The following is a 14,930-nucleotide window of genomic DNA, read 5'->3' on the forward strand; positions in this document are numbered from 1 at the left end:
AAATCTTCAATTTATTGCGCTGTCGATTACAGAAAACAAACAAGTGCCCATTACAGGGCTCTTGTCGCAAGCTATAAGCAACAATGTTACTCAAACCATCTATCGACTTGCGCATATCAGTGATGCCGCATATCAAAGTGACATCAAGCCGGGTACTGTTATTAAACATATTGTCCTCCTATAAATCAGAAGAACAATGATGGTGGCTGATAGCTAAAATATGAAGGTGCAGTTTGTCGGACGCTTACGATGAAACCGTATCAAGTAGTCGAGCATCCCTACCGGGCGGGCGTTTGATAACCTTGTACAAAAAAGCCACGGCGGAGACCGTGGCTTTTTTAGCGGTGGCTTCCTAGCCACCTTTGGGATGTTGCTAAACTATGTTAGTAACCTATGAGTTAGGTTAGTTAAGAAGATTTAGTTCTTCTTAGAGTATTTCGCTGCTTCTTCACCCGCTAGGCGACCGAAGGTGATGATGTCAGAGATAGCGTTACCACCCAGACGGTTTGCACCGTGAACGCCACCAGTCACTTCACCGGCACCATATAGACCTGGAATGACCTGCTTCTTAGCATCCATTACCTCAGCCTTGGTATCGATCATCACGCCACCCATGGTGTGGTGAACACCAGGTGTTACTTCGATGGCATAGTAGTTACCTTCGTTTAGTGCACGTGGCAGGTTAGGACGCTCGAAATCAGCATCTTTACCGGCAGTCACGAAGCTGTTGTAGCGTGCAACGGTTTCGGTAAGTGCTTTACCGTCGATACCTTCCATCTTGCCTAGTTTCTCTAGGCTATCTGCGCTTGGTGCTACACCTAAGCCGATATACTTGTCGATCTTCTTCAGAGACTTACGAACTGAGTCGTCGAAGATCAGGTAGGCAGACTTACCAGTTTGCTGCAGGATAGCCGCGGCAGCCTTATCACGAGTGGTGATCTCGTTGACGAAACGCTTACCTTCACGGTTAACTAGGATAGCGCCGTTACCACGAACCGCCTCGGTCACCATCACACCACCTTTAACAGATAGCGTTGGGTGAGCCTGGATGTATTCAAGATCTTTCATCGCTGCGCCAGCGTTAGCCGCGACATCGATACCGTCACCTACCGCACCAGGTTGGTTGGTAGAAACGAAACCTTTCAGCTTAGGATCTAGCTTAGATACACGCTCGTTATTCTTAGCGAAACCACCGGTAGCCAGAATCACTGCATCGGCTTTCACCCAGTAGTAACCCTTGTACATCCCCTTAACCAGGATACCTTTCACCTTGCCGCTGTCGTCTTTTAGGATCTCGATGCCGCGAGTGTTCATGCGGATATCGATGTTGCGCTTAACCGCATTATCGTAAAGCACTTGCACAACGTGCGCACCAACACCAGCACCACCAGTTGGACGGTGTGAACGGTTAACCGATGCACCACCCATACGACCCACGTCATTCAGGTCGGCGCCCATAGCGGTCACCCAGTCAACTGAGCCTTTAGAGTGAGAAGAGAGGATCTCAACCAGTTTAGGATCGTTGATGTTACGGCCACCCTTCATGGTGTCTTTGTACATCAGCTCTGGGCTATCTTCGATCTTCTTGGCTTTTTGCTGATCGGTCCAAGCGGCGTTCATACCACCGGCAGCCAGCTTAGCGTTACCACCGATAACCGGCTCTTTCTCGATCAGAATGACTTTAGCGCCGTTATCGTGGGCCGATACTGCGGCAGAGAAACCTGCGCCGCCTGAACCCACAACCACTACGTCAACGGTATCGCGAGGTGCGCTAGCAAGAGCCGCTTGACGTTCTGCCTTGTCTTTCGCCAGTTCGGCAATAGTAGGCTCGTGACGCTCCCACTTCTTGGCATATGGCATGTTGAAATCGAAGCTATGGCAAGAATCACAGTAGACCATAGACTTTTCGTGGGCGCTGTGACATGAGGTACAGGATACATCGCCAGGGAAGTGAGAATCGTGGGCGTTGTAATGTTCATGCTTAGTGGTTTCAGCCACTTCAGCTAAGGTACCGTGACAAGAAACACACTGCTCGTTCTCATAGGTCAGGCTGTCGTTTGACAACTCACCATCGGGTTGGTGGCAGCTATCACATTCTTGATTTTGGGCGTGGAAGTCAGCCAGGTTATCGGCTGCCATGGCGTTGCCCATGAATCCGGCTGTGCCCATTAATGTGGCTAGACAAACCGCAAGTTTCATCTTTTTCATCTTTGCTCCCCCTTCTAAACTTACAGGCTTAACCCGCTGAATTTAGAAGCACTTACATTATATTTAGATTAAAGTGATTCACACTTAACTTTAGAAGAAAGCCTTAGCAGGTATTGATGAGTACCTAGGGCCTTCACTATCGCTCGATATAAATGATTAACCAGGGATGACAAAGCGGCAAACGGATACCCTAAATAACCCTCAGAAATGACACCTCAATCACATGCCCCGAGATCCCCTATGCAAGTATGCATAATCACAAAGGGGGATATGCAAAAATGCATAACCCACGGAGATCGGGATCACACCAAATGTTAGCTAGATAAGAAATCGCTAATTCGCGTAATACAGCACAGTTTATTGCATCGGAAAAATGTAACATTTCCGCATGAAACGCTTACTTATCTGCCTACTATTTATCAGCTTTCCTGCACTGACACAGGAGAGTATCGTCTTTGGCGTCCACTCGAAGACCGCGCCGCTGGAGTGGCGCAACAACGGTGTTGATCAAGGCTTCAACATAGAGCTGATGCACAGGATCGGCCAGCTGATCGACAGGCGGATCATCATCCGCCGCAAGAGCTTTCAGCAGCTGGTAAAAGATGTGCACAATCCCGGCAGCGACATAGATGTCATCGCCGTCGTCAGCCCGATGAATCTGGATCGCAAGCTCGCCCAATCAGATCCCATCTACGCCACCCATGCCAAGGCCTATACCCTGCAGGGTAAGGCGCTGATCAACAGCTGGACAGATCTGGTGGGTAAACGGGTTGCCATCAAGAAAGGCGCCTTCGTCGACGTCTATCTCTCAGGCTATCCGCAGAAATTTAACCGCGTCGATGTCGACCTGTATGAAACCGGCTTCAAGCAGCTGATCGAGGGCGAGGTGGATGTGGTGATCGCCGAGAGCTTCGTGGCCCGTCGCCTGCTCCCCCTCTACCCTTCGGTGCGCAGCTCCAGCGATGCCCTCATCTACGGTGCCTTCAACTTTGTCTGTAACGGCAAAAAGTCGCAGCTGATGCATGAGATCAACGACGCCCTGCGCCAGCTCAAGCTGTCGGGTGAATATGACCGACTGGTCAACAAGTGGTTTGGTACCGGCCGCGAGAAAGTCGACCTGACCTCGACAGAAAAGCGTATGTTTTCTCTGGCGATCTTGGTCGCCATCGTCTCGGCGAGCGGCATGATCTATACAGGCTTTATCAGTGCCAGCCTGCGCAGGCGCAAGAAGGCGCTGGACGCAGAGCTCATTCAGCGCCGCCGGGTCGAGGCGGAGATCTCCAACATCTCCAAACAGTTCCAGTCTGTGCTGGACGGTATTCCCCACGGGGTCACCATAGTCAACCGCGAGCTACAGCGCCTGTGGAGTAACGACAACAATGTGCACCTGCTGAGCTCGGAAGCCTTTCACTACATAGATAACCAGGCGTTCGACCTCAGGCCCGCCGTGTTACAGGTGCTCACCCAGCAAAAATCACTGATCGCCGATATGATGTATCAGGAGCAGTATTGGCAGCTGCAGATCCACCCCATCGCCAACGATCAGGTGGTGATCCTGCTCGAGGAGAGCACGGAGCAGCATCAATTGCGTCAGGCCAACGAAGAGGCCAGTCGTTTGGCATCCCTTGGGGAGCTTTCTGCCGGCATCGCCCATGAGATCAATAACCCGACAGGGCTCATCCTACACGCCATCTCGCTATTCTCGGCGGCGATGAAAGACCTAAGGCCCGCGGCCAACTACTATCAGCAGCACAACCCCTTCTGGCAGGTAGCTGGCCTGCCTCCCGGACAGGCCATAGATGAGATGGGCGTGAGCTGCGACACCATAGAAGAGGCCGCCAAGCGCATCAGCCGTATCGTCAAAGATCTCAAGCGCTACGCCCTGCCTAACCTCACCCAGGAACATACCCCGGTGTGCCTCAACGAGGTGGTCGAGGTGGCACTGCGTCTCACCGCCAACCAGACCAAGACCCGCCAGATCACTAAGCTGCTGCACCTGCCCAGCCCGAAAATTATGGGCGATGCCCAGCAGCTGCATCAGGTGTTAATCAACCTTCTCCAAAACGCCTGCCATGCCTGTCCGCCCCATGAGGGCAGCATTCAGATCAGCACCCAGATAAACCAGGGGCGCGCCATCATCAATGTCAACGACAATGGCTGCGGCATGGATAGCAATACCCTTAAGCGCATCACAGAGCCCTTCTTCACCACCCGGCGTACCGAGGGCGGCAGCGGCCTGGGCCTGTCGGTCTGCAGCCGTATCATCAAGGAGCATCAGGGGCAGATGCAGATCCACTCGACACCCGGTAAGGGTACCCGTATCCAACTTAGTTTCGCCTTGGTTCAGGAGTAGCAACGACAGATGAAACTTGCACGCAATATCCTATTGGTCGACGACGAGGCCTCCTGGCTACGCACCCTGGCGGTGACCCTCAACCGTCTGGTCCCCGAGGCAGAGATAGATACCTGTGTCGACAGCCGCCAGGTGCTCAACCGCCTAGAGGTAGGCGACTATGCCCTGGTGCTACTCGATCTCACCATGCCATTTCATTCGGGCGAGGAGCTGCTTGGGATGATCCGCGCCGAACACCCCAATACCCGGGTGATCATAGTCACTGGCGTCAACGAGGTGGATACCGCGGTGCGCTGCATCAAGCATGGCGCCTACGACTACTTCATCAAGACAGACAATGTCAGCGATCTGGCCCATACGGTACGCCGCGCGCTCGAGGTGGTAGGACTAGAGCGCAACTATCTGCATATCAAGGAGCGCTTTCTCAGCCGCACCTTAGATAATCCCAAGGCCTTTAATAACATTCTTACCTGCGAGCCTGCGCTGCTGGATCAGTTTCGCTATCTCGAGGCCGTCGCCTTCAGTCCTGAGCCGCTGCTGATCTACGGCGAGAGCGGCACGGGCAAGAGCGAATTCGCCCGCTCCTGTCACCAGCTGTTCAGTCCAGAGCAGCCCTTTGTCAGCCTCAACCTGGCGGGCATCAACAGCGACACCTTCGAGCTCAAGCTCTGTGGCCGCCTGAGCCATAAGCCTAATGGTGAGCTCGATGCGGTGACCGGCTTGCTCCATCAGGCAGGCAGTGGCGTCCTCTACCTGAGCGAGATAGGCGCCCTTCCCCTGAGCGCCCAGATCATCCTGCTGGAGCTTATAGAGAGCAGAAGCTACTCACCCCAGGGCAGCGACAGTCGTTTCCCCATCAAGTGTAAGTTTGTGGTCTCCACCCAGGATGACCTACTTGCCCTGAACAAGGCGGGCGAGTTTCGCAGCGATCTCCTCTACCGCCTGCGTGCCCACAAGATAAAGCTGCCTAGGCTGGCTGAGCGCCCACTGGATATCGCCATGTTGATCAACCACTTCATTGCCGAGGCCGCCGAGGAGATGTCCCTTAGTGCGCCGCAGCAACCCAGGGATCTGGCGCCCAAGCTACTGGACTATGACTTTCCAGGGAACCTCAATGAGCTCAAGGGCATGGTGTTCGATGCCGTCAGTCGCAGCGACGGCGTCACCCTCAACATCTCCCCCTTCATGGAGGCGGTGAAGGAGCATAAGTCACTCACGGCTACGCCTGGAGATCACATCATCTTTCCCAAGTCCCTACCGACGCTGGCCGAGATGAACCAGGCCCTGATCGACGAAGCCATGAGCCGCACGGCCAACAATCAGACGGCGGCGGCGCAGATGCTGGGAATAAGCCAGAGCGCCCTCAGTCGGCGCCTGACCAAGGGACACTGACCCAAGTCGCCTATCGAGAGGTTAGAAGCTACAGCAATTAAAAAAGGGACGCTTAGCGTCCCTTTTTACTCTCAAACGAATAAGTTAAAGGAGCTCCAATGTCTTAGTCGCAAGCAAATTATTATTGAGATCAGATAATTCCACTGTCAGTTTACCCTTGAACAGCTCATCGTCGTCAAACGAGATACGCGTACTCCATGTGTCCTCCTGGCTTCCCCACAAGAAGTTCGTCTGCACTATCTCTTTGCGTCCCTTATCGTCTTCTTTAGTCCACTTGGCAATAAAGGCGACCTTGCTCTGTTGATCCACGCCTTTTTGCGGCTCAACTTCGAAGACCATTCCTAACACCAGGCTGGGTGAGGCATCAAAACGCTTACGCTTCTCGTAAATCCTATACTTCTTGTAATAGCGACTGTATTCGATTGCACCGGCTTCAACCCCCTCTAACATCACTTGCACATCCGAGACGCCATACTCCTGTTTGACCAAATCCTGGATGAGCTGAATCTCTTTGGCATCAAAATGTCCGTAAGTATAAAGCTGGCTTATTATCCAATGCAGCAACTTACGCGAATCGTCAGTCACGGCATTTTTCTGATCTTTCTTCGGCAAGTCCGCCAACTTAGAGAGCGCAAGCAGTTCGGTGCAGCGCTTCACATCTCTCAACTCATCCTTGGCGAGGCAGTGTATTTTCCCCATCCTCAGTTGAGATCGCGCATCATAACCCTGCTCCACCGCAGCGCTATAAAACTCCACCGCCTTGGCCAGATCCTGAGTCACCTCTTCGCCCTCATCGTATAACAAGCCGAGCCAATTACTGGCCGACGCATAATCTAAGGAGGAACCTATCTCTACCCAGCTTATCCCATCCGCCACCAGACGTGTGCCTTCCTGACTGTCATCGACCCCCATCAGCTCTGTGGTCAGCTTCCCTTGAGTCTCTTTAAGCAACTGCTTGCCCTTTTGCACCAGCTTAATCCCATAGTTATAAGCAGAGCGACCATCGCCGGCTAACGCAGCTTGATGATAATAGGCAAGTGCCTGAGAAGGACTGTTTTCAACTTTATTATCAAAGTTATAGCCATCGGCAATGATAGCCAGGTCATAGCCCAGCTGGTGTGCAAGTTCAGGTTTAACGCCCGCCATCTCATGGTATTCAGACAGCACCAAGGTTCGTTTAAAATAATCGGCCACATAAGCATTTTCATGTTGCTGCCAATACCAAGTATTCTGGCCGTGCGCCGTCTTGTCATAATAAAGGTGCTCAACCCGCTTACCTTGTTTCTCGAGCACATATTGCATACGTTGCGAGTGTTCAAAGTCGGCGATACGATCCTCTTTACCGGCAATTAGCAGCACTGGCGCTTCTATCTTATCGGCCAGATAGACGGGGGAATACTTCAACAAGTCGTCACTCAGTTCACCGACAATTTCACTCACTGTCTTGCGATATTCCTCAAGGACCTTGTAATTGCTACCGTTGAATAGGAGCGGAAGATCATAGACACCATAGGCACCTACGGCGCATTGATAATCCTTGGGGTGGCTAATGGCTAACATCAATGCAGAATAGCCACCATAACTCGCTCCCATGGCGCACATCTTCTCGAAGGGATATTGTTTCCTGACATGATTAACCGCAGCCGTGATATCCTGCTCAATCGCCTTGCCAAACTCGCCCTTACCACTATTTAAGAAAGACTTGCCATATCCCTGAGAGCCGCGAAAGTTTACCCTTAATACGGCAAAACCACGGCTGGCAAAATACTGTGTATCGTTGTTGAAATAGTTATAGTCACGTATACCGATAGGTCCACCATGGGGCATAACAAGCAAGACACCATTACGACTCTGCGAATTTGGCAAGGTGAGATAGCCTTCAACGTTAACACCGGGCACACTCTCTACGCTAAAGACCTGAGTGTCAGACAAGTCAAAGGCCATCAGTTCAGGATTCAGCTCAGTCAACAACTCAACTTTGTCCGCCTCTTGGTCATAGAGATAGTAGCTACCGGGATCATTTGAGGCATAGACAAAGAATACTTGGTGCTTGTTATCAGGCGAGTAGGCACTAACAACCCCTTCTTTACCCTTGAAATGATGCTTAATCAGTGAGTCGCCTTCTGTCGTGCCACTATCGAGAAATTGGATAACATGCTGGCCATTCTCAACATAGGTCACCGAGCTTATGCCATTGCCGGCATTATTCACCTGTCCGCTGACAAGATCATACTTAGGGTGTTCATAGATAAGCTTACCAAGCTTTTGGCTTGCAATATCAAACTCATAGAGCGCAATCTTATCTGTGTTTTCGTTGCTCAAGACCGCCAGCTTATCATCGCCAATAAAGCCAATGGGACTAAATTGCACCTTCTTATCAGTGATCTCAAACAGGTGCTTCCAGCGTCGATCTGTCAACTCTCGATAAAGTACCTCTCCCTTCATCGCCTCAATATCAACGGTCACGGCAAACAAGGCTTTGCGTATATTGTCCCAACCAAAAAAAGCCACATCTTTCAACTTTTGTTCGACAAGACTGCCCTTGTCGAAATCTTTATCCAGCAGCTGTGACAGGGTCAGTTTATAGAGTTGGTAGCTAAGTCGTCCGTCATAGCGATTCTTGGCGAAAAGCACATAACCTGGCTCATCAACAAGCGGATCCACCAGGTAGCTATCGTTTGGCAGCGGCACCAACTCAGAGGTAAATTTTCCCTCCTTCTCTGACAGCTTGAGTAACACATGCCTAGATTCACCACGCTTTACATAATGGATATAGAGCGTCTCATCATTGATCCAACTATATTCACTCAATCGCTCGTCGCTATCGAATGAGCCGATATGTTGATACTCCTTGTCGCGAGTATCGATAAGTGAAATATAGGATTTGCCCTCCTCCACGATAAGCGCAGAGATATGCTTGCCATTTGGCGTAAATGTCACGTGGGACATCATGGGAGAGCGATAAAGCGTCGAAGCCGGGATAGGCAGCGCATGAGTCGAGAGGCTAATGATTAACAGCGCTAAGGCGATCATATATTTCATAGTGCAGCCTCCTTCGACTCGCTTAAGCCTTCTGCAAATTCGAGAAAGTTATCTTTTCCAGGGCCTGAATAACGCACCTGACGCGACTGCAAAATGTTAGGAAAAGAGGATTCGAGAAAGCGCAGTGCCTTGGTTGAACGATTTTCGAGGATAATCTCTGCCGACGTGATCTCCCACAATCCCTGAATTTCTATGTTCAAGTCCCCCACATAGCTCACCTGATTTGGCCGGACTTCAAAATCCCAATAACCCTCCTCAAGCTCCATATAGACATAGCGCCCAAATTTCACATCTTCGATTCGATAATGGCCGGCCGGCACATCCACCAATATGTAATTACTACCAAACTTAAGATCGCGCTCGGTCAACATCAGCTTGTTATCACCGCCGATAAGAATACTGTGTAATCCCCAATTGGTATCAACACCGATCAGCAGGTAACCACTGTTTTCAGCTAAGGTTTTATCAACATCTTTTGAAATGGACTGCAGCCTTTGGGCACAGCCAGAGAGGGTACTCACCACTATGATGAGTAATAAGGTCATGAATTGTTTCATCGAATTCCCTTTCGTCTATCTATTACAAGCGACGGTTAATTGCCGTTTCTCATTTTCTAGTAATAAAGTGCTATATCAACCGCTCTAAAATACCCAAATAAAACAAAAAATCAACATTTTTAACAAACACTTAATTAACCAAGCGCTAATAAACATCGCTGATGAATGACGCTTGCTGGCCCCTCTTTCCTCACACTCAAATAGTAAAGAATCCACCTTCATAGAAGGTGGCTTTGATTGGCCCCCTATAAGGGGGCTTATTTATTAATCAACGTTCAATTGTAATTGACGCTCGGCCTCTTCCTTCTCTTGTCTGTCTTGATGCCGCACGTATCGCCTAATTATTTCCTCATTCGCTCCTACCGAATCCACAAAGTAACCACGTTGCCASAAATGATTACCCCACAACTTCTTCTTTCTTAAATATGGATACTTCGCGAATAATCTAATCGCTGTTCTTCCCTTTAATACACCTACTAACTCTGACACGCTTAAACTCGGTGGTGTACGCACAACAAGATGAACATGATCCAACTGAACGTTTAATTCGACTACTTTACATTTCTTCATGTTGCAGAAGATAAAGATACTCCGATGAACCTCTTTCCCCACGTTCCCTTTTAGGATCCTATATCTATACTTTGGAGTCCAAACTATGTGATATTGGCACCTGTAGAAAACATGCGACGCTGACTCGTATCTGCTCATGCTATNATACTCCGATGAACCTCTTTCCCCACGTTCCCTTTTAGGATCCTATATCTATACTTTGGAGTCCAAACTATGTGATATTGGCACCTGTAGAAAACATGCGACGCTGACTCGTATCTGCTCATGCTATTTACCTCTCTTTATTTGCTGGTTACAAACAAAGTCAGTATTTAGCATGAGCAACCTTCAGGCATAGCCTAAATCGGACGTTCACCACCTCCATAGGAGGTGGTTTTAGAATGACAATAAAAAAGGAGACCTAATGGTCTCCTTTCAAATTTCACTCGCTTGCGCTATCGATTATTCGCTTGCCGCTTCTTCTTTTGGCTGAGCTTCTTTCATCGACAGACGTACGCGGCCTTGGCGATCGACTTCCATCACCTTAACCTTCACTTCCTGACCTACTTCCAGGTAGTCAGAGACGTTGGCTACACGCTCCTCGGCAATTTGCGAGATATGCACCAGACCGTCTTTACCCGGTAGGATGGTCACGAAGGCGCCGAAATCGACGATACGAACAACCTTACCGTTGTAGACACTACCCACTTCGACCTCGGCAGTGATCTCCTGGATACGACGGATAGCTTCCTTGGTCGCTTCGCCGTTGGCAGAAGCAATCTTCACGGTACCGTCATCTTCCAGCTCGATGGTGGTGCCAGTCTCTTCGGTCAATGCTCGGATAGTCGCGCCACCTTTACCAATCACGTCACGGATCTTCTCTGGGTTGATCTTCAGAGTAGTGATACGTGGAGCGTGATCAGAAATATCAGCACGGTGGCCAGAAATAGCCTGGTCCATCACGTTCAAGATATGTACACGAGCACCATAGGCTTGTTGCAGTGCGATCTGCATGATCTCTTTGGTGATACCTTCGATCTTGATATCCATCTGCAGCGCAGTCACACCGTCACGGGTACCAGCCACTTTGAAGTCCATGTCACCCAGGTGGTCTTCGTCACCTAGAATGTCAGACAGTACGACGAAGTCGTCGCCTTCTTTCACTAGACCCATGGCGATACCAGCAACCGACGTCTTAATCGGTACACCTGCGTCCATCAGTGCCAGTGAAGTACCACAAACTGACGCCATAGAGCTTGAACCGTTAGATTCGGTGATCTCAGATACCACACGGATGCTGTATGGGAACTCTTCTGCAGACGGCATAACCGCGTTGATACCACGCCATGCCAGCTTACCGTGACCAATTTCACGACGCTTAGGCGAACCAACCATACCGGTTTCACCCACAGAGTATGGAGGGAAGTTGTAGTGCAGCATAAAGCGGCTGGTCTGCTCGCCCATGATGCTGTCGATCTTCTGTGCGTCACGCTCGGTACCTAGGGTACAAGTAACCAGCGCCTGAGTCTCACCACGGGTGAACAGTGCACTACCGTGAGTACGTGGCAGTACACCGGCCATAACGTTCAGGGCACGGATCATATCTGGTTCACGACCGTCGATACGTGGGTTGCCTGCGATGATGCGGCTACGAACCACCTTCTTCTCCAGACTACCTAGTAGGCCTTCGATTTCACGTACATCTGCATCTGGGTTTTCTGCCAGCAATGCTTCGATGGCGGCTGTCTTCACTACACCCACTTGAGCGTAACGATCTTGCTTAACTTGAATTTGGTAAGCTTCGGTTAGACCCGCTTCAGCCAATTCTTTGAGCTTGGCAACCAGCTCTTCATTTTGCACTGGTGCGGTCCAGTCCCATTCAGGCTTGTTAACTTCAGCTTTAAGCTCTTTAATCGCCTGGATAACGACTTGTTGCTGCTCATGACCGTAAACCACGGCGCCAAGCATCACTTCTTCTGGCAGTGCATCGGCTTCAGACTCAACCATAAGTACTGCATTTTCAGTACCGGCTACAGAAAGTTCTAGCTGGCTGTCTGCAAGCTGAGAAACCGTTGGGTTGAGGACGTACTCGCCATCGACATAACCCACGCGAGCAGAACCCAGTGGACCGTTGAATGGGATGCCTGAAATAGACAGTGCGGCAGAAGTACCTATCATAGAGATCACTTCAGGGCTGATTTCTGGGTCAACAGAAACCACAGTGATGATCACCTGAACTTCGTTCTTAAAACCATTAGGGAATAGAGGACGAATAGGACGGTCAATCAGACGCGCAGTGAGGGTCTCGCCTTCAGATGGACGGCCTTCGCGCTTGAAGAATCCACCAGGGATTTTACCCGCAGCGTAAGTTTTTTCCTGGTAATTAACGGTTAACGGGAAAAAGTCACGACCTGGCTCTTCAGCTTTCTTGCCTACAACAGTAACCAATACCGTTGTATCGCCCATACTTGCCAAAACAGCTGCGTCTGCTTGACGTGCAATAACCCCAGTCTCTAGCGAGACTGTGTGCTGACCATATTCAAAACTCTTTACGATTGGATTCACGTGAACCTTTCCTTAATTTAATAACCTTAATTTCGCGGCTAAGTATACTGCAAGTCTAATCAATAGATAAAGAGCACATGTAGATGACAAAGCTGAATCTTTTCTCTAAAGTGGTTAGATAAAGATAAATTTCTGTCTATCGCTGCTTTTTCTGAAATTAGAATGTGATTGGTCACTGGTAACAAAGGGGTGGCAAATGAGTGCTCGGTTTAAATCCTTAACATGGAAACAGACGACACTGGTCGTTTTTTCAGCGTTATTTTTTGCCGTTGCCATCTTTATTGTCGAGGTCGCCCTGGTCGGGGTCTCGGCCCGCCAACAGCTCATGGTCGCCCAGGAAGAGCTCCTCAACTCTATCGAGCAGCCCGCCGCCAATGCCGTCTGGGCCTTGGACGACAACCTGGCCACCCAGACCCTCGAAGGGGTGCTTAAGGTCGAGCATGTGGGCGAGGCGGTGATCGAACTCGATGACGGCAGCATGTTTGTCTCCATGAACAACCCCTTCACCGACAACCCACTGGTGCGTAAGCTCAGTGAAAAACTGTTTGGCGACCTGAAACAGATCAGCCGCACCCTCTACCGTCCCTCCTTCTTCGAGGGGACGGAGAAACAACAGATCATCGGCACCCTGACCATCTTCTATAACACCCAGGAGCTAACCGACTCCCTGTTTTCCCAGTTACGTTTCAGCTTCCTGGCCACCCTGGCCCGGGCACTCTTGGTCACCATCGCGCTGTCCATTATCTTCCACCGCTTCCTGACCAAACCTATCGCCCAGATCAGCGAGGCGATAGATAAGATAGACCCAGAGCTACCGGACGAGAATCTACTGCCCATGTCCCCCGCCCATCAGGACGACGAGCTGGGCCTAGTGACATCAAAATTTAATCAAATCTTAATTCAATTTGGTCAGACCCAGAGCAAACTGCGCCGCATGGCCACCCGCGATCCCCTCACCGGCCTGCCCAACCGCACCCTACTGCTGGAAACCATCGCCGTATCGATTCAGCGCGCCAGGGTGCATAAGCATCAATTTACCATGCTGTTTATCGATCTCGATCGTTTCAAGAACGTCAACGACTCCCTGGGGCATGCGCTAGGGGATCAATTCCTCGCCCGTATCGCCAGGGTGCTGGAGCGTGTCGTCGGCGATCGCGGCACAGTGGCCCGCCTGGGCGGCGATGAATTTGTCATCTTGGCCGAAGATGCCAGAACGCCGGATCAAGCGGCGGATTTTGTCGACAAGCTACTGATGCAACTCAACGTTCCGCTGCAGCTTAACGAACACACCATACATCCGGCGGCGTCCGTGGGGATCTCCATCTATCCCGATGATGGCCTGAGCGCCGAAGATCTGATCCGCCATGCAGACATCGCCATGTACAACGCCAAGGCGGCAGGCTCGAATCAATGGGCCTTCTTCAAGCAGCAGATGACCGAGCGAGCCGCCGTGCGCCTCAGAACCGAGGCCTCCCTGCATGACGCATTGAAGAACAACGAATTTCTGCTGCACTTTCAGCCCAAGTTTAATATTAAGACGGGTAAGGTGATCGCCTGTGAGGCGCTGATACGCTGGAAGAAAGATGGCCGGCTCATCAGCCCTATGTCTTTCATCCCCGTGGCCGAGGAAACAGGCATCATCATCCCGCTCGGGCGCTGGGTTATCGAAGAGGCCTGCCGCACCCTGAAGCATTGGCGTAAACGCTATAACTACGCCATCCCCATCGCGGTCAACGTCGCCTCACAGCAGTTTGCCGATGCTAGCCTGGTGCCGGATATCAAGCAACTGGCACTGCGCTACCAGATAGATCCCAACCTGCTTGAGATAGAGATCACCGAGACCTCGCTGATGAATGATATCGAGCTCGCCATCCATAAACTGGAACAGCTCAAGGGCGCCGGATTTGGTATCGCGGTCGATGACTTCGGCACCGGCTACTCCTCGCTCTCTTACCTGCGTCACCTGCCGATCACCACCATGAAGATCGACCGCTGTTTCGTGACGGATCTCCCCAATGAGAGCGCCATCGCCTCTACCATATTAATGCTCGGCAAGCAGTTAAACCTGCATATCGTGGCTGAAGGCATTGAGAATGAGCAGCAGCTGAACTGGCTCAAGCAGATGGACTGCCAGATAGGTCAGGGCTTCTATTACAGTCAGCCGCTGGATATTAGCGAGTTTGAGCAACGCTATATCGCCCCCAACAACGCCAGCATCAGCCAGATCTAATCGCCGCTTTAATGTCACCAAAGCGATTAGCCAA

Annotated in this window: 9 protein-coding genes and 1 pseudogene; 4 read left to right on the forward strand and 6 right to left on the reverse strand. The window is 50.8% G+C overall.

The features are described from left to right. Nucleotides 1–184: hypothetical protein (locus tag L1D47_RS11560; RefSeq protein WP_239882767.1), on the forward strand; the 184-nt coding region annotated here is incomplete at its 5' end. A gap of 233 nt (nt 185–417) precedes the next feature. Here L1D47_RS11560 and L1D47_RS11565 read toward each other — a convergent pair. Further along, nucleotides 418–2,208 carry a flavocytochrome c gene (locus tag L1D47_RS11565; protein ID WP_239885000.1) on the reverse strand — a complete coding sequence of 597 codons (1,791 nt, stop codon included), beginning with the start codon at nt 2,206–2,208 and terminating at the stop codon, nt 418–420. 388 nt (nt 2,209–2,596) lie between these two features. Between L1D47_RS11565 and L1D47_RS11570 the strand changes: the two genes are divergently transcribed. Together L1D47_RS11570 and L1D47_RS11575 are read left to right on the forward strand one after the other, a co-directional pair. Continuing rightward, the gene (locus L1D47_RS11570) at nt 2,597–4,561 is read left to right on the forward strand and encodes an ATP-binding protein (RefSeq protein ID WP_239885001.1); all 1,965 of its coding nucleotides are present in this window, start codon (nt 2,597–2,599) and stop codon (nt 4,559–4,561) included. Between the two features lie 9 nt (nt 4,562–4,570). Continuing rightward, nucleotides 4,571–5,953 (forward strand): sigma 54-interacting transcriptional regulator, encoded by a 1,383-nt coding sequence (locus L1D47_RS11575; protein ID WP_239849646.1) that lies wholly within the window; start codon nt 4,571–4,573, stop codon nt 5,951–5,953. 84 nt (nt 5,954–6,037) lie between these two features. On the opposite strand, the gene L1D47_RS11580 is transcribed toward L1D47_RS11575, so the two are convergent. The 5 genes and pseudogenes from L1D47_RS11580 to pnp all read right to left on the reverse strand — a co-directional run bounded on the left by L1D47_RS11580 (nt 6,038) and on the right by pnp (nt 12,666). Continuing rightward, a complete protein-coding gene (locus L1D47_RS11580) occupies nt 6,038–8,995 on the reverse strand; it encodes a prolyl oligopeptidase family serine peptidase (protein ID WP_239885003.1) in 2,958 nt (985 codons plus the stop codon). Continuing rightward, nucleotides 8,992–9,552 (reverse strand): hypothetical protein, encoded by a 561-nt coding sequence (locus L1D47_RS11585; protein ID WP_041510110.1) that lies wholly within the window; start codon nt 9,550–9,552, stop codon nt 8,992–8,994. The genes L1D47_RS11580 and L1D47_RS11585 overlap by 4 nt, the downstream gene beginning before the upstream one ends. A gap of 264 nt (nt 9,553–9,816) precedes the next feature. After that, nucleotides 9,817–10,260, reverse strand: coding sequence for an IS200/IS605 family transposase (tnpA, locus tag L1D47_RS11590; RefSeq protein WP_239885005.1), 444 nt, complete (start codon nt 10,258–10,260; stop codon nt 9,817–9,819). Between the two features lie 8 nt (nt 10,261–10,268). Beyond that, a pseudogene (locus L1D47_RS11595) lies at nt 10,269–10,388 on the reverse strand (transposase); the annotation flags it as partial. Between the two features lie 175 nt (nt 10,389–10,563). Next, a complete protein-coding gene (gene pnp, locus L1D47_RS11600; RefSeq protein WP_239885007.1) occupies nt 10,564–12,666 on the reverse strand; it encodes a polyribonucleotide nucleotidyltransferase in 2,103 nt (700 codons plus the stop codon). A 196-nt stretch (nt 12,667–12,862) separates the two neighbouring features. Between pnp and L1D47_RS11605 the strand changes: the two genes are divergently transcribed. Continuing rightward, nucleotides 12,863–14,896: an EAL domain-containing protein gene (locus L1D47_RS11605; RefSeq protein WP_239885009.1), complete on the forward strand. Its 2,034-nt coding sequence runs from the start codon at nt 12,863–12,865 to the stop codon at nt 14,894–14,896. Nucleotides 14,897–14,930 lie beyond the last annotated feature (34 nt).

The sequence above is a fragment of the Shewanella sp. Isolate7 genome, assembly GCF_022398425.1.
Lineage (GTDB): Bacteria > Pseudomonadota > Gammaproteobacteria > Enterobacterales > Shewanellaceae > Shewanella.

Bases quoted from the DNA above. Each gene is read 5' to 3' on its own strand.
- L1D47_RS11565 (WP_239885000.1), bottom strand. From the start codon at position 2,208: ATGAAAAAGATGAAACTTGCGGTTTGTCTAGCCACATTAATGGGCACA.
- L1D47_RS11570 (WP_239885001.1), top strand. From the start codon at position 2,597: ATGAAACGCTTACTTATCTGCCTACTATTTATCAGCTTTCCTGCACTG.
- L1D47_RS11575 (WP_239849646.1), top strand. From the start codon at position 4,571: ATGAAACTTGCACGCAATATCCTATTGGTCGACGACGAGGCCTCCTGG.
- L1D47_RS11580 (WP_239885003.1), bottom strand. From the start codon at position 8,995: ATGAAATATATGATCGCCTTAGCGCTGTTAATCATTAGCCTCTCGACT.
- L1D47_RS11585 (WP_041510110.1), bottom strand. From the start codon at position 9,552: ATGAAACAATTCATGACCTTATTACTCATCATAGTGGTGAGTACCCTC.
- L1D47_RS11605 (WP_239885009.1), top strand. From the start codon at position 12,863: ATGAGTGCTCGGTTTAAATCCTTAACATGGAAACAGACGACACTGGTC.